Source organism: Bradyrhizobium sp. RDI18 (genome assembly GCF_043203335.1).
In the GTDB taxonomy this organism is placed as follows: domain Bacteria; phylum Pseudomonadota; class Alphaproteobacteria; order Rhizobiales; family Xanthobacteraceae; genus Bradyrhizobium; species Bradyrhizobium retamae.
Genome location: NZ_JBICRN010000008.1, coordinates 964,237 through 979,973, shown reverse-complemented (window position 1 = coordinate 979,973; position 15,737 = coordinate 964,237). Strand labels below are relative to the sequence as shown.

At 62.4% G+C, this 15,737-nt stretch carries 14 protein-coding genes and 1 tRNA gene; 6 read left to right on the top strand and 9 right to left on the bottom strand.

The window, feature by feature from the left end; translation table 11 throughout:
- Positions 1-103 precede the first annotated feature (103 nt).
- The 5 genes from ACFXS9_RS13450 to ACFXS9_RS13430 form a co-directional block, all read right to left on the bottom strand.
- Positions 104-457, bottom strand: coding sequence for a hypothetical protein (locus ACFXS9_RS13450; RefSeq protein ID WP_392689549.1), 354 nt, complete (start codon positions 455-457; stop codon positions 104-106).
- An 815-nt stretch (positions 458-1,272) separates the two neighbouring features.
- Positions 1,273-1,749, bottom strand: coding sequence for a hypothetical protein (locus ACFXS9_RS13445; RefSeq protein WP_392689547.1), 477 nt, complete (start codon positions 1,747-1,749; stop codon positions 1,273-1,275).
- 242 nt (positions 1,750-1,991) lie between these two features.
- Positions 1,992-2,067: transfer RNA gene (locus ACFXS9_RS13440), tRNA-Lys, on the bottom strand.
- A 147-nt stretch (positions 2,068-2,214) separates the two neighbouring features.
- Positions 2,215-4,893, bottom strand: coding sequence for a glycosyltransferase (locus ACFXS9_RS13435; RefSeq protein ID WP_392689545.1), 2,679 nt, complete (start codon positions 4,891-4,893; stop codon positions 2,215-2,217).
- A gap of 215 nt (positions 4,894-5,108) precedes the next feature.
- Complete coding sequence (locus ACFXS9_RS13430; RefSeq protein WP_392689543.1) at positions 5,109-5,678, bottom strand: beta-1-3, beta-1-6-glucan biosynthesis protein; 570 nt, start codon at positions 5,676-5,678, stop codon at positions 5,109-5,111.
- A 249-nt stretch (positions 5,679-5,927) separates the two neighbouring features.
- Here ACFXS9_RS13430 and ACFXS9_RS13425 point away from each other — a divergent pair, with 249 nt between their 5' ends.
- Complete coding sequence (locus ACFXS9_RS13425; RefSeq protein WP_392689541.1) at positions 5,928-7,553, top strand: beta-(1-6) glucans synthase; 1,626 nt, start codon at positions 5,928-5,930, stop codon at positions 7,551-7,553.
- Here ACFXS9_RS13425 and ACFXS9_RS13420 read toward each other — a convergent pair.
- On the bottom strand, positions 7,513-7,893 hold the full coding sequence (locus ACFXS9_RS13420) for a hypothetical protein (RefSeq protein WP_057846199.1): 381 nt from the start codon (positions 7,891-7,893) through the stop codon (positions 7,513-7,515). The two genes, ACFXS9_RS13425 and ACFXS9_RS13420, sit on opposite strands and share 41 nt — an antisense overlap.
- A 97-nt stretch (positions 7,894-7,990) precedes the next feature.
- Positions 7,991-9,322 (bottom strand): hypothetical protein, encoded by a 1,332-nt coding sequence (locus ACFXS9_RS13415; RefSeq protein ID WP_392689539.1) that lies wholly within the window; start codon positions 9,320-9,322, stop codon positions 7,991-7,993.
- Positions 9,323-9,486: 164 nt separating this feature from the next.
- On the opposite strand from ACFXS9_RS13415, the gene glmU reads away from it, so the two are divergent.
- The 3 genes from glmU to ACFXS9_RS13400 all read left to right on the top strand — a co-directional run bounded on the left by glmU (position 9,487) and on the right by ACFXS9_RS13400 (position 12,789).
- A complete protein-coding gene (glmU, locus tag ACFXS9_RS13410) occupies positions 9,487-10,845 on the top strand; it encodes a bifunctional UDP-N-acetylglucosamine diphosphorylase/glucosamine-1-phosphate N-acetyltransferase GlmU (RefSeq protein WP_392689537.1) in 1,359 nt (452 codons plus the stop codon).
- Between the two features lie 505 nt (positions 10,846-11,350).
- The gene (locus ACFXS9_RS13405; RefSeq protein ID WP_197427475.1) at positions 11,351-11,500 is read left to right on the top strand and encodes a hypothetical protein; all 150 of its coding nucleotides are present in this window, start codon (positions 11,351-11,353) and stop codon (positions 11,498-11,500) included.
- 1,016 nt (positions 11,501-12,516) lie between these two features.
- Positions 12,517-12,789 (top strand): hypothetical protein, encoded by a 273-nt coding sequence (locus ACFXS9_RS13400; protein ID WP_392689535.1) that lies wholly within the window; start codon positions 12,517-12,519, stop codon positions 12,787-12,789.
- Between the two features lie 132 nt (positions 12,790-12,921).
- On the opposite strand, the gene ACFXS9_RS13395 is transcribed toward ACFXS9_RS13400, so the two are convergent.
- Entirely contained in the window at positions 12,922-13,113 is a 192-nt protein-coding gene (locus ACFXS9_RS13395) for a hypothetical protein (protein ID WP_392689533.1), read from the bottom strand.
- A 293-nt stretch (positions 13,114-13,406) separates the two neighbouring features.
- Here ACFXS9_RS13395 and ACFXS9_RS13390 point away from each other — a divergent pair, with 293 nt between their 5' ends.
- A complete protein-coding gene (locus ACFXS9_RS13390; protein ID WP_392689531.1) occupies positions 13,407-13,910 on the top strand; it encodes a transposase in 504 nt (167 codons plus the stop codon).
- Positions 13,804-14,634 carry an IS3 family transposase gene (locus ACFXS9_RS13385; RefSeq protein ID WP_392689529.1) on the top strand — a complete coding sequence of 277 codons (831 nt, stop codon included), beginning with the start codon at positions 13,804-13,806 and terminating at the stop codon, positions 14,632-14,634. The genes ACFXS9_RS13390 and ACFXS9_RS13385 overlap by 107 nt, the downstream gene beginning before the upstream one ends.
- Here the strand turns inward: ACFXS9_RS13385 and ACFXS9_RS13380 are convergent.
- A complete protein-coding gene (locus tag ACFXS9_RS13380) occupies positions 14,604-15,605 on the bottom strand; it encodes a hypothetical protein (protein ID WP_392700330.1) in 1,002 nt (333 codons plus the stop codon). The two genes, ACFXS9_RS13385 and ACFXS9_RS13380, sit on opposite strands and share 31 nt — an antisense overlap.
- Positions 15,606-15,737: the final 132 nt, after the last annotated feature.

Genomic DNA, 15,737 nt, shown 5'->3' with positions numbered 1-15,737 from the left:
GAAATGCCGCCTCGGTGGCTATAACGCGCCAAAATGAAAAAGCCCGCTCTCCAGTGCGGCTAGGGAGCGGGCGGGGGACCGTTTTCTGTTATCCCGTCGGCTGCTACTGTTCCATTTCTTCTTTCACGATCCACACACATTTTTCCGCGCTCCCCTCGGGGCGAATACACCTTGCGCCTGTAAATGTTCGATCTTCGATGAAGACGGTCTGCCCATTGCGAAACTTGATGCACGACCCTGTAGCCAAGCCTCTGTTCATCAAGCGGGCGTATGCGGTGTTGTCTCCAGAAACGGCGAAGTTAATGCTTCGATCAAATGACTCTCGATCGCATCCGATTACAGCATCGCCTTTGATGATTCCTTTGTACAGATCACCTGCTTTCGCCGAAGGCCCGGCGAGAGAAGAGAGAACAGACGCGCCGAACACCAGTGCGCTCAATCTCGGAATAAACCTCATAGTCTCATACCTCCACGGCTTACGATTCGAGCATAGGTCGCAGCTCTTGTGGCAGAGACTCGAGTCGGTCAACCGCGTGAGAGTACGGAGCGCCAGGGCCGACCATGAGCAGGATGCCGCCGATCTACCGGGCGCCGGACACACCGCGCTGATCGCCGCTTCGCCGCATGTGCGCGGCGCCGTGCCGCAATGATCGATTCCGGGGCGAAGGCCTCCCGGTGGCCGCATGATCCGCACCGCAGCTGTCGCACCGCGAGATCACAGAGCGGCGCAACCGCTTGCCCTCGGTGGCCGCAGCCACCTCAGCGAACGCGCCAAGTCGGTGCCGTTACCTTCAAGCGCGCGTCGCCGCGCCCTTTCATGAAGGCAATACTTTCCTTTCCGTAGCCCTCCCCTCCCGAAATGGGCGGGGACACGGTCTGAGGGCCACGATTTCCAACTGCTTTGCCCGGGCGCACCTTACGGGTGCCAATCGGCCTCCCTGATGGGGCTAAACCCATCAATGCGGGGGACGCTCTGTCGAGCAGCCTCGGTATATCGGCGCCTATCGTGATCGGCAGCCGGGGCCGGAATCTCCGCCGTGCGCACTTCTGTGTTGCGTTGACAGAGCAAGAGCCCGCAGTGTTGCCCGGTTTAGAGCGGCCGGCGCGCTGCGATCGTTCATGGCGGCTTCGGCGAGAGGCCGGCGGCGGGGCAAGATCGGGACAAGACCGCCGCTACTGTCGCGGCCGGGCCTGGTCTGTCGCGGGGTGGGATCAGGCGGGACCTCCGAGCACCTGAGCACCGGCGCGAGACCATACGGCCGCGCGTGTGGATCAGCTGCTGAGAAGCTCGGGCTGAAGCGGCGCCGCGTTACGGCCGCTGTTACGCTCGCCGTTTTGGTCATCGGCCGAGGCGTTACGCTTGCGTTCCCTGTAACGGCGCTGGCGCTCCGCGTTCTTCGACCGGCTTGCGGCCGGCGGCGGCTCGGTTGCGATCAACGGCTCACCGTAGTCCAGGTCCCTGGTCGAGGGAACGCCGGCAACGTCGCAGAGATAGCTCGCCAGATCGGCTGCGGCGTGCTTGCCATGCTCTTTGCGGTACCGGCTGATGATGCAGCCGAGGAAGCTTCGGACGTTATCCTCACCGACGTAGACGGCGCTGTCGTTACCGAGGGCGTCTTGCTGCCTGATCTCAAGCTCCCCACCGGGGTTGAAGCGGAGCAGCACTTCCTGTTGTGCAGGGCAGGCAATGAAATAGTCGTCGTCGTCAAGCTGCTCTTGCGAAGCGATTTGGGCGGGAGTATCTGTCATTTGCTCTGAGACCTTTCGTAGTTTGACCCCGGTTGCCGTTGGCGCGGCGCCGGGGTCGTTGCATGTCAGGATGGTGGTGGACGGTGAGGCGCGCGCGAGAGGTCGCGCACGACGGCCGCCGCACGACTGCAGTCTGCGGCTACACAGGTGCTACATGCTGTTGCACGAGCGTTGCACGAAGCGTACAACAATCTCGACTGCGCTTGGCGCCGCCCGCAACTTGCTGATCTGCTTGGAGCTTTTGGTGAGCGCGGAGGGACTCGAACCCTCGACCCCATGATTAAAAGTCACGTGCTCTACCGCCTGAGCTACGCGCTCACTCGCCGCGCTGTGTAGGGGGCGGGCCCCTGCGGGTCAATAGCAACCCCGCGGCAAATTCGTGGTTCGTTTGATCTCAATTCTCTTTAGGTAGCCAAAGGTTAGTTCGGGTTCTTCAACCGGCCGCCGCCAATCGATCCACGGTGGTTAGTTGACCTCCCGGCGAATCTCGGAGGCGACCGGCTGGGACTGGGTGTTGACCGTCGGCAGGGTGACCGGGCGCAGCCCGATCAGTTCCGCCGTCCGCACCGCGCTGTTACGCCAGAAAGCGAAGGAATTGATACGGGAGTTTTCCAGCACTGCGATTGCAACCGCCGCGAGGAACGGCAGGCTTTGCAGCACCAGCACGCCCGCGAAGATATAGATCTCGCGCACTTCCTTGTAGCCGTTGGTGACGACCAGGACGGCGGCGCCGATCAAGAGCAGCACGCCGATCACGGCTTCCCAGAATGCCTGGAACTCGATCGACATCCGCGACAGACCGCCCTTGGAGGTCCGGGCGAAGGCGAGGTGCTCGGTGATCAGGCCTTGGGCCACCGCGCGCGACACCGTCCACTGCACGCTCATCGCCGCGATCATGGCGCCCAGCATCTGGCCGGCCTTGATCTTCACCCGCAAGCGGTAGAGCGCGACGAAATGGATCAGCGAGACGGCGAAGGAGGCGATGATCGGCAGCGTCAGGATCTTGTCGGGGATGGCAATGTCGGCAAACGCCACGATCGGCACCCAGATCAGGTTGAGGATCGCCACGACGACGCCCAGGCTTTCGGCGCCGAGCCAGTTCAGCCAGCCGAGCGAAAATTCGCGGCGCTGGTCCGGCGTCAGCCGGCTCGCGCCGGGCAGGAAGCGCCGCCAGTGCTTCTTGACGATCTGGAAGCCGCCATAGGCCCAGCGGTGACGCTGCTTCTTGAACGCCTCATAGGTGTCGGGCAGGAGGCCCTCGCCATAGCGGACGTTGGTGTAGTGCGTCAGCCAGCCTTGCTGCTGGATGGTCAGGCCGAGATCGGTGTCCTCGCAGATGGTGTCGCTGGACCAGCCACCGGCCATGTCCATCGCGGAGCGGCGGATCAGGCACATCGTGCCGTGCACGATGATGGAGTTGAACTCGTTGCGCTGGACCATGCCGATGTCGAAGAACCCGGCATATTCGCCGTTCATGATGTAGTGCATCAGCGAGCGGTCGCCGTCGCGATGCTCCTGCGGCGCCTGCACCAGGCCGACGCGCGGGTCGGCGAACACCGGCACGAGATCCTTCAGCCAGTCCGGGTGCACGACGTAGTCGGCATCGATGATGCCGATGATCTCGGCATCCGCCGCGGTGCGCTCCATGGCGATGCGGAGCGCACCGGCCTTGAAGCCCTGCACCTTCTCGGCGTTGATGAACTTGAAGCGTTCGCCGAGTGCGCGGCAGTGGTCCTGGATCGGCCGCCAGAATTCCGGATCGGGCGTGTTGTTGATGATGCAGACGCATTCGAAATTCGGGTAATCGAGCCGCGACACCGCATCCAGCGTCTGCTTCAGCATCTCGACCGGTTCGAAATAGGCGGGGATGTGAATCGAGACCTTCGGGAAGGCGACGTTCTCGCCGATGGTGGCGGGCGCTAACGGCGCGCTCTTGGTGATCAGCCGGCGCGGACCGCGGCCGAAGGCAATCGCCGCGATTTCGTCGATGCGCGCCATCGCGATCAGGATCAGCGGAACCAGCAGGATCAGGCCAAGCGTCAGCGCAAACGCCGAGCCGAACACGAAATAATGCCCGGCCCAGTAGGCGAACACGGTGGAAACCCAGGCGCCGACGCCGTTCGCTGCCGCTGAAAGCAGCAGTGCCTGCATGATTGTCGGCTGCTCGAGCCGCAGGATCGGCAGCGACATCAGGATGCCCATCAGCAGCGCGATCGCGGCGAGCTTCCAGTAATTCTCGTTCACGATCGGGCCGGTCCACGCGAACTTCGGTTCGCGATTGGCATCGAGGATGCCCCAATAGGGGCCGACGCCGCCTTCGAAGAATTTCCAGGGCTGATCGATCGCCTCGACGATGTTGTAGTCGATGCCGATGGCTTCCGCGCGGGTGACGAAATTGCGCAGCACCGAGGCCTGTTCGAACGGGCCGGGCTCGGCGTTCCTCAAATTGTATCCGGCGCTCGGCCAGCCGAACTCGGCAATCACGATCCGTTTGCCGGGAAACTGATCGCGCAGTAGCTGGAACATCGCCACCGCCTGATCGACGGCTTGCTTGTCGGTGAAGTTCTCCCAATAGGGCAGCACGTGCGCGGCGATGAAATCGACAGAGGACGCCAGTTCCGGATTGTCGCGCCAGATGTTCCAGATCTCACCGGTCGTCACGGGGACGTTGACGGATTTCTTGACCTGCTTGATCATCTCGACCAGGTCGTCGATCTTCTGCTCGCCGCGGAAAATGGTTTCGTTGCCGACGACGATTCCGTTGACGTTGCTGTTGCGCTTGGCGAGGTTGATCGCCGCCTCGATCTCGCGCTTGTTGCGATCGGAATTCTTGTCGATCCAGGCGCCGACGGTGACCTTCAGGCCGAATTCGGCCGCGATCGGCGGCACCAGTTCGACGCCACCGGTCGAGGAGTAGAGACGAATCGCGCGCGTGATCGTCGAGAGCTTCTTCAGGTCGGCGCGGATCTTTTCGATCTGCGGAATATTGTCGACGTCGGGATGCGCCGAACCCTCGAACGGCGCATAGGAGACGCTCGGCAAAATGCCCCTGAAATCGGGCGCCGGTTGCTTTTCCTGGAAGAGGCCCCACAGCCCGGCGTGAGCTGCGGTTACAAACAGCAGAACGGCGACGACAGCGCGCATCGGGGGCTAAACCATACGGGGCTGCAATTTATGGGAAGCGAACCTGTCCCCTAGGTTCGACCGACACGGCGGCATCATAAGGATAGTCCTGCCCTGCGTTTTCACAACTGGTATGACGCCATGACTTTTTTAAGGACGGCGCCTTAAGGGCGTGACCAATCCAAACGCCGGGTAAATAGGATCGTTCCGCTGAACGTATCCTGAATGCCGGACGTCTATTTCGCCTGCGGGCTAGGCGCGGCGCTGGGGGCCGGCGAGGGCGAAGCGGCCGGCGCAGGCGTCGCATTGCCGGCGGTCGCAGGCGCCGGGTTGGCCGCTGCGGCAGCCTGTGGCTGGGCGCCCGGATTGATCCAGCAGACGTGGATGCGGCTGTCGAGGGTTTCCGCCACCTTGGGATCGATCTGTCCGCCAAAGCGGGTCAGGCAGCGGAAGGTGGCCTGGACATGCCCGCCGGGGCAGCCAAACCGGTCATAGAGATCGAGGTGCCGGAACGCGGTATCCAGGTCGTCGCGCCACATCAGCCGAACCACCCGACGGCCGAGCCAGACGCATTCGGGATTTCCGGCCGGGCCGTTGATTGCCTGGGCCGCCTCGACGAATTCGTCGACCTTGCGCTGGTTGTCCCTGTTGGCGTCGGCGGCATTGGCCGGCGCCTTGCCTTGATCCTGCGGGGTCGGGCTGCCGCTCTGGGCAAACGCCCCGCCCGATCCGATCAGGAGGGCCAGGCCGGCAGCGGCGAAGCGCCTCAAAACCGCAACTCTTGGATCAAGCACCCGTCGACGCATACATTCCCCGATCAATTTCCTGCCGCGAGCGGCTGGTGTGGTGTTCTGGCTTGTTGCCGCCCAAATAGGTCCCCAATGCGGCGGAAACATCCGGCGATTCACATGACGGGTATTTCAGATTTTGTCCAGCAAAGTCACAACTTTATCATAGGCGCTGGTAAAACTGCCGCAAGGCGGAGGCAGAATAGGGCGATCGTGCATCTTGGCAGGACGCCGATGAACGGGTAATCGACGGTCCCCGCCCGGAGGATGGAACCGATTTCTCTTCGCACGCCGCTGGCGCTTCTCCTTTCATCGCTAGGTATGATCGCGGCTCTTTGGTGGTGGCTCGCCACGCCGATCACGCTTCCGCGCGCGCCGATCGACCCCACTGCCAAGCTGCAATGCGTCTCCTACGCGCCGTTCCGCGGCGCGCAGACACCCCTGATACCGACCACGCAGATCCTTCCCGAACAGATCGCGGAGGACCTGGCGCAACTCGCCAAGATAACCGACTGCGTGCGGACCTATTCGATCGAGAATGGGCTCGATCAGGTTCCGGCGCTGGCCGCCAAGGTCGGGCTGAAGGTGATCCAGGGGATCTGGCTTTCGAGCAACCGGATCAAGAATCTTGCCCAGATTTCGGTTGCGGTCGAACTGACCAAGGAACATCCCGACGTCATTACGGCGCTCGTGGTCGGCAACGAGGTGCTGCTGCGCGGCGAGATGACGACATCGGATCTCGCGGCCCACATCCGCTCGGTCAAGTCGCGGGTCACCGTGCCCGTCACTTATGCCGACGTCTGGGAGTTCTGGCTGCGCAACCGCGAAATCTACGACGCGGTCGACTTCGTCACGATCCATATCCTGCCGTATTGGGAAGACATGCCGGTGCGCGCGAAGCACGCCGCCGGCCATGTCGACGATATCCGCAAGCGGATGGCGGTGGCATTTCCAGCTAAGGAAATCCTGATCGGCGAAACCGGCTGGCCGAGCGCGGGAAGGATGCGCGAAGGCGCGCTGCCGTCGCGCACCAACCAGGCGCGCGTGGTGTCCGAAATCCTCGATCTCGCCAAGCGCGAAAAATTTCGGGTCAACCTGATCGAGGCCTACGACCAGCCGTGGAAGCGTCAGCTCGAAGGCACCGTCGGCGGCTATTGGGGCATGATCAATGACGCGCAGCGGGCGGTGAAATATCCGCCTGGAGAGCCGATCAGCAATTATCCGTTCTGGAAACTGCAGATGGGAGGCGGGATGGCGCTGAGCGCCTTCGTCTTCCTCGCGGGCTGGCTGACGCTGCGGCGGCGGCCGTGGAAGCCCGGGCTGGCCGCCTGGATCGCGGTCGGGACATCGGCGACGACCGCCGGCATGCTGCTCGGGGTTGCCGCGGACAAGATGTTTTACGAGAGCTACGGGGCAGGCGGCTGGCTGCAATGGGGCGCGCTGCTGGCAGCCGCCATTGCCTCGCCGATGCTGTGTGCGAACGCCGTGATGTCGGGGCGGTCGCTGCCGACCTTCCTCGAACTGCTTGGGCCGCGCGAGGGCCGGACCAAGTCGGTGCTGTCGGCGTTGCTGGGACTTGCGCTTGTCGTCACCACGCTGATCGCGGCGGAAACCGCGCTCGGCTTTACGTTCGATCCGCGCTACCGCGATTTTCCGTTCGCTTCGCTGACCATGGCGGTGGTGCCGTTCGCGGCGCTGATGCTGCTCAACCGGCCGAAAGAGGGCGTTCGCCCGATTGCTGAATCCGCCTTTGCCGGTTTGCTGGTCGTGGCCGCGCTCTTCACCGGCTTCAATGAAGGCAATCAGAACTGGCAGTCGATGTGGACGTGCGCGATCTATCTCTTGCTGGCGCTCACGCTGTGGCGGGCGCGGGCCGTGCAAATCCCAAAATGAGCAGGCCGATCGCAATTCCAGACAGCGCGATGTTGTAGAGCACGATCCCGAATCCCGCCGCGATCAGGCCGCCGGTCAGCAGCACGATCGACGGCCGCATGACGTGAAGCGTCGCAATGATCAGCGCGGTGATGCCGAATACCGAATTCTTGAACAGGTAGGTGGCGAGCGTCCGCGACTTGCACTGCATGGTTTGCAGGCCGGCGTCGCAGGCGAGCGCGACAGTCGAGAACTCGACCGTGAGGTAGCGCAGATAGAGCGCGTAGCCGACGGAGACGAAGCCGACCACCAGCAGGAATTGGACTTGATAGGGCGTGAGCCGGAACGGGGATTTTTTCATCGGCGCAATATGGTCGGGATTGGCGGCCGGGACAAGCGTTCACCCACAGTGAGAACGTAAGTCAGAATTCTGTCGTAACGTCCTGTACTCAAAAAGCTTATTGTGAATTTTTCCTGCCGAAGATGGACGAAAATGTCGTCTGCGTTGGCTCCGGCGGCGGCTCCGGCTTCTTCGCCACCTCCTCAACGACTGTCGCCGCCGACTGCTTGGCGATGGCGCGCCGGCGCGGGCCCGGCTTGGCGGCAGTGGGCGGCGGATCGTTCAACGACAGCCGCTGGCCATCGAAGATCGCGGTCTCGCAAGGACGGCTGTTTTCGGCAAGAATGGCGCAGATCCTGGCGGCGGCGCCGGCATCGTTCAGCGGACCGGCGACGAGGCGAAGCTGCATGCCAAGGCCGTTGGTGCCTTCCTTCACGACGATGATCGGGCGCAGTGCCGTCAGCGGCGCATTCGATCTCGATTTCAGCAGCCCGCGCCACAACGCGCGCAGGCCGTTCACTGAATTGGCGCTGCCGAGATCGATCCCGAACTCGGTCCGCTGCAGCGATACTTTTGGCGCGGCGGCTTCATCCGCCTCCGCATCGGCCGGCGCCGACGCGACCACATCCGGGATCGGGCTTGCGATCACCGGGTTCGGCCCTTTGCCCAGTTCGATCAGTTTGCCGGCGGCGGGGTCGGGTGGAGCCATCATCGACAGCGCGGCCACTAGTGGCGTGGCGGGCGAGGGTTTCGCGGACTCCGGCTTGGCGGGCTCCAGCGTACCGGAGTCGGCCTTTGCCATCTCAGCCCTTGCCATCTCAGCCTTTGCCGTCTCAGCTTTGGCCGTTTCCGGCTTGGCGCTCTCTGTTTTGGCTGCGTCGGCCTTTGTCGCAGGCGAAACCATAGCCGGGCCTGCCTCGGCGGTAGCAGCGGGCTTGTCAGCGACCGGCGCTGCGGCCGGGGCGGTCGCTACGGGCGCGACGCTTGGCGATGCCGGCTTCTGGACGGCTTGCGGTTCCGCATTGGCAACAGGCGGCGAAGCCTGCGCGGAACCCTGGCGGGCGATGGCCCCGGTGACCGATTCGAGCCCCTGTTCCAGGCTGGTGACGCGGGAATACAGCCGGTCGCGATCGCCGTTCAGCGTATCGATGGCGGCGGCGAGCCGCCGCGCCTCGTTCTGGGTTTCCTTCTGAGTTTCCCTGGCCACGAGCTGAATTTGCTGCGCCTGCCTGGTGATGTCAGCGGCGGCGACCTGTTCGCGCTTCAATCCAAGGGATGACTGGTTGGCCATCACGGCCAGAATCACCGCAGCCGTGGCGCCGACGCCCCAGGACCCGATCCGCCACAGCGCGCGGCGGTCGAGTTCATCTTCGTCGGCGAACAGGTTGCTCAGCACACCGCCGCTGTCATCCGCCTCGAAGTCTGCGAGATGGTCGGATTTCTTGGCCAAACGCCCCTGGCCCTCCTCAAGGCCTGCCGAATCACAGGGCAAACATTAACAGGAAAAGCGCCGCTCACTTGAATCCGGACGTTTTCGGGGCGGCGAATCGGTTTGATCTCCGGGGGAAAACAATTAAAGACGGCCCTCGCAACCCTGTTCGCCTGAGGACCAGAATGACCGCTCGATCCAGCCTGACAGTCGTGCTTGCGGCCGGTGAGGGCACGCGCATGCGATCCTCGCTGCCGAAGGTGCTGCACCAGGTCGCCGGCCAGTCGCTGCTGGCGCATGTGCTGGATGCGGCCCCGCACGGCGCGGGCGCTTCGCTCGCGGTCGTGATCGGGCCGGACCACAAGGCGATCGCTGAGGAGGTCAAGCGCGTTCGCGCGGATGCTGCGACCTTCGTTCAGGCCGAGCGTCTCGGCACCGCGCATGCTGTGCTTGCCGCCCGCGAGGCGATCGCGCGCGGCGCCGACGATCTACTGGTGGCGTTCGGCGATACGCCGCTGATTTCGGCTGAGACCTTCGCCCGGCTGCGCGCGCCGCTGCAGAAAGGCGCGGCGCTTGCGGTGCTCGGCTTCCGCGCCGCCGATCCGACCGGTTACGGCCGGTTGCTGCTTCAGGGCGATCGGCTGATGGCGATCCGCGAACATGCTGACGCGACAGATGAAGAGCGCAAGGTCACGCTGTGCAATGCCGGCGTGATGGCGTTCGAGGGCGCCCGCGCGCTGGAAATCCTCGACCGGATCGGCAATGCCAACAGCAAGGGTGAGTATTATCTGGTCGATGCCGTCGCCATCGTCAGGGAAATCGGATTGGAGGCCGTCGTGATCGAAACCAGCGAGGACGAAGTGCGCGGCATCAACAACAAGGCGCAGCTTGCGGAGGCCGAAGCGGTGATGCAGGCGCGGCTGCGCCAGGCGGCGCTCGATGCCGGCGTAACGCTGATAGCGCCGGAAACGGTCTATCTCGCCGCCGACACGACATTCGGCAACGACGTGACCATCGAGCCATTTGTCGTGATCGGCCCCGGCGTCACCATCGCCGACGGCGCGGTGATCCATTCGTTCTCGCACATCGTGCAGACCTCGATCGGCAAGAAGGCCTCCATCGGTCCCTATGCGCGCCTGCGCCCGGGCACCTCGCTCGGCGATGGCGTTCGGATCGGCAACTTCGTCGAGACCAAGGCCGCGACGCTGGAGGCCGGCGTCAAGGTCAACCACCTCTCCTATGTCGGCGATGCCCATGTCGGCGCCAATTCCAACCTCGGGGCCGGCACCATCACCTGCAACTATGACGGCTTCTTCAAGCACAAGACGCTGATCGGCGAGGGCGCGTTTGTCGGCACCAACTCCTCGCTGGTGGCGCCGGTGAAAATCGGAAACGGCGCCTATATCGGCTCGGGCTCGGTCATCACCAAGGACGTGCCCGACGATGCGATGGCCGTGGAACGCAGCCCGCAGAGCAACCGCGAGGGCGGAGCAGCGCGCTACCGCGAGATGAAGTTGCGGGCGAAGAAGCCGAAAGAAGGTTAAGCGGAGCGCGTGTTAGGCCCTCCGCTTCAACGCCATCGCAGCACGATTTAGCTACACGATTTAGCAATTTGGCTACCAATTGGTGCCAGCATTCCGCCATTGCGGATAGGTCGCGATCGGCGACAGCGAATTCCGAAAGACTCTAACTCGACCAGCCCGGTTGGCGGTCTCCTTCCTTTGGAGAGGCCCACTATGTTCAAAGGCTTTGTAATGGCAGCCTTGATGCTGCTTGGTGCGTCGCAGGTAGATCAGTATCTCACCAATGGTCGGTATACTGATGCCGCCACATCGATGTTGAGGCAGATGAGGCACTCGTTCGGTATTTGACCTGCAACCCGGCTGGCGTCGGCTGAAGAAAACGCGTCAAAACAAAAGACTAGAGCTCCGTTCTGATTCAATCAGAACCGAAAAGGCTCTAGGAACGCGTTAACCTTGATGAATATTCATTCAAGTTCCTGCAACCATCGGTCTCGCTCGGCGTCATGCTTTAAACGCGGAGCGCGTCATGGACGACGACAGGGAACAGCGTGAGCTTCAAGAGCGGGTGATGCGCTTCCGCGTGATGGAGCGTGAAGTCACGGACCCGCTTGCAATTGGGCTCCTGCACGACATCGTCACAGAATTGGAAGCGGCCCTGGAGAAGCCTGACAGGTAGTCATGTAAAAGCCCGGCAGCCATTTCGGACTGCCGGGCGCTACGCAAATACTAGGTGAACTGAATACCGCGCCGCTGCAATGCGCCTATTCTGATACGGATTTCAGGATCGTCTATCCGGAAGAGTACGGGCGCGCACTTTACGTCCCGTTGGAACCGAACCCTCGCACCGTTGCGGGACCGGCGTACCTTGCATACCGGCAGAGAGCGAGGTCGCACCGGAGCTAGAGGATTTTATTGCAGGCGATTTTCATATCCGGTGGGCCGCTGAGCAATCTGCGGCCATTTTGCTTTCTAGACCCAGAGCTGGAAGCCGCCCGCGATATCCGCGCCGCACAGTGCGTAGTCGTGCTCAGAGAGGAGTGGTGAGAGAGGAGCCGACCAGAACGGACGTGACTTAACCTTTGAGCTTCGTTTCGTCTTCTAATTCCCGGAGTCGATCGATTTGCATTTTGAAGTTCGCGGGTATCTCTCGATCTTCCTTTATCGACGCTCGTAGTCTTTCGCCAATCTTTTGAACGATCGCGCGACTGTGTCGGGAGTCAATCTCAACAGTGTTTCGCTCAACAGTCTTTCGCATAACAGTTCTCCAGCGCGCACGACCCAACGACGCCCGACAGTAATATCGAGGGCCTTCTTCCTGCTTGCAGATAAGACGGAGACCGTCGCCTTTGGCTATCTTGCGCGAGCGCTTGCTCTTGAACAGCGGGTCAGAAGACCTTTGGCTATCCGCGACATGCGCCGTTCATTGACGGCGGGCGACGGTCTCACATTAACAATTCCGCGATGAGGACTTTCGTTCCGGTTCCATTAACGGCTGTTCAGCTTTCCCTGAATCGGAACTTTTGAGACGACAGAATTCTTTGAATAGTCGGGTGCCCACCGCCGGGGCAGCTCCGACCTGAACGATCCCAGCCCACTGCCCCCTTAGCGCTGGGATCGTTCTTTTGTTTGACGCCCGGCACAGGGCCTTCAGGGCGCGTTGGCCGGGAGGATGGATCAGGGGAGGGGTTTGTTTTGGGAGACGTCCCAGCTCTTGCTGCCGGGATCGCGGAGGATGATCCCGGGGACGTCGATCGACGCGTGATCGTGCAGACTTCGATCGGTAAGAAGGCGTCCATCGGTTCTTATGCGCGCCTGCGGCCCGGCACTGGTGCAGAGAAATTCGCCTTGGTTGTCGGTTCGTTCGATCAAGCCGGCATCGATCTGCTTTTGCAGTTCGTCTCAAATGGAAACGTTTCAATCGCTTTTCCCAGAAGCGGACGAGCTGGTCGAAAACTTCACCGCTGAGGACCTAGCACCTTATCTCTTGAAACTGGCCCGCTGGCCCGATCGTGGATGTGCTCGACCACTTGCCCAAGATCGCGCATATAGAACCACTGCCCGCACGCCAGGCGTTTCATGTGGTGGTCGGCCTCTGTCCTAGCGATGCCGTTGACGTCCCGACCCGGTTTCGTCATCTGCAACGCCTATGACCTCGTACTCAAAGACGGCGCCTTCCGGATCGTTCACCACGAACCACTCATCGGCAAGGTCCGAGTTTGCAAACACCTTGAGATGGTCACGGTCGCCGACCTGTTTCTTTGTATCGACGTAAATCCAGACCGTTTTCATCGATCTCGCGCCACCTTGTGGCGTCCCCAGTGAGGGTCCTTGCGAGATAGGTTAAACTCCCGAACGTGGCCCCGGTTCAATGCTTTCATCACGCCGATCCGTGCAAACATCGTCGGTCCCGCCATTTTCCGCCACGAGAATCAGCGCTTCCATGACCGCTTGCCATTCCGGCTGGTTCTGCCTCGTCTCCGGCAGGCCGGCGATGTAGTTGGGAAGTACGGTGACAGTGCTGGACTGCACCCCTGGAATGAGACACGATAATTTCTATGACAGGCTCATTTTGAGGATGACCTGTGGCAGCAAGCGCAAAGAACCGTCAGTATCCGACGGCGTACAAATTGAAGGCGATCAAGCGTGCGGAAGGTGGCGAAGGCGTTCTGCCTGTGGCCCGCGAGCTTGGGATATCGCGCAAGCTCCTGCATGACTGGATCAAGGCGTGGAAGGCCCATGGGCCTGAGGGGCTGAACCGCAAGCGCGGGCCGAAGCCTGGTCCCCGCAAGCTCAAGCCGTTGCAGCCGGAGGCAAACAAGCGCTCTGCACTCGCCCGGGCGAACGCGCGCATCGCCGAGCTTGAACGGCTGGTGGGCCGCCAGCAGATGGATATCGATTTTTTCGAAAAGCCTTGCGCGCAATGGAGCGGCCGGCAACGCAAGGCAAACCCGCATCCGCATCATCGAAGTCATCGAAGCCATGACGCTCGAGGCCGCCGGGTCGCACGCCGATGTGCAGCACCTGTGCAGGCTCGCAGGCCTGCCGCGCGCGACCTATTACCGGCACCTTGCCGGACGCGACGATGAAGCCGGTGAGTGCGAGTTGCGCGATATGATCCAGCGAATCTGTCTCAAGCACCGCTTCTATGGCTATCGGCGGGTGACAGCGACCCTCAGGCGGCAGGGCATGGTGGTGAATGGCAAGAAAATACAGCGGCTTATGCGCGAGGACAATCTCCTGGCCCAGCGCAAGGCACCGTTCCTGAAGCCACCTGCTGAGAGGCCTTCGGCCTTTCTCATCGTGCCCAATCTGGTGCGCGGCCTCGTGCCGTCGGCGCCGGATCAGATCTGGGTCGCCGACATCACCTATGTGCATCTCGCCAGAGCCTTCGTCTATCTTGCCGTCATTCTCGACGCCTTCTCGCGCAAAGCCGTCGGCTGGGCTTTGGAGAACACGCTCGATGCCTCGCTCGCCATCGCCGCGCTGGACACAGCCCTCGAAGCCCGAAAGCCGCAATCCGGCAGCCTGATCCATCACTCCGATCGCGGCGTGCAATACGCCTCCATCGCCTATCGCCAGAGGCTCGCTGAATACGACATCACCATCAGCATGAGCAGGCCGGGCAATCCCTTCGACAACGCCAAGGCCGAAAGCTTCATGAAGACGCTGAAGATGGAGGAGATCAACGGCAGGGCCTTCGCTGACATCAGAGACGCCCGCCGTCGCATCAATGGCTTCATCGCAGAGGTCTACAACCGCGCATCAGAACACCCATCTGTCTATGTTGTTGAAGAGAAGAGACTTTGCTGATTGGGATGTGATCCCGTGGGGTATCTTGGGTTCTGTCGCGCTCGTTCGGCGATAGATTGAGCGGCAGCTGTTATCAGCAAGGCGCGAGCAAAAATCCACGGGCCGTCCGATAGCGGATGGATGGCTGCGATTTCGCCGGCTTCGGCGGCGAGCCGGAGCGTCTTGGGCGCAATCTTGAGGAGCTTTGCCGCGTTGCTGAGGTTTAGCCAGGGCTCGATCCCGTCCTCGGCGGGCTTGAACACCGGGATGCGATAGTTCGAGCGCATCGAGGTGACACGCTCGCGCGTCCAGCGATTGCCGTTACCGGTCTTGAGGCTGTTGCGGTTGAGCAGGCCGGCGATCAGATCGTCGCTGGCGATCAGCACCAGTTGGCGCACAGCTTCGACGATGTTGGCGGAGGTGCTGTTGCGCTGCCCGCGCCGGCGCTTGGGCAGGCGTATCTCGCTGTGAACGCCGCCGACCCAGTGGACGATGAGGACGATCTCGGAGGCCGCATCGTCGATATCGGCCACGACCTCATGGATGACGGTGCGCGCAATCCGCTTCTTGAGGCGCGCATCCGTCGTCGGCGCATCCCAGACCGTTTTGAGGTTCGAGGCCAGAACGCCAAGCGAAGCTGGATCGGCAATGGGGGCGGGCATCGCCGCATCATGCATGGCGATCTTGCCCTCGACCTCCGCCACGTGGGCGAGCGCCCTGTTCCAGCGCGCTTCAAGCTCGCCCGCCACCAGCCGGTTCGCGGGATCAGCGGCATCGTATTGCCGGAAGGCCCGGTCGACGGCATAGCGCGCCGCTTCGAGGTCGCGACTGAGAGCATCGCGCACCTGATCGCGCCGTTCCCTGGCTTCCTTGGCGGCAGCGGTCGCCGCGGCGATAGCGCCCGGACCGACGACGCCGAGCAGTGCTTCCTCGATGGCATCATCAACGCGCAGTCCGCCGAAGCCGATGCAATGAGGGCCGCCATTGTCCATCCAGGCGCGGCTGCAGCTGCAGCGTAGCGCGGAATATGGCGCTTCATGCCGGAGTACCGGAGTGTGAGCTTGCGACCGCAGCGCCTGCAGCGGATCAGACCGGCCAGCAGCGCGTCACCATGCTTGGGCGCG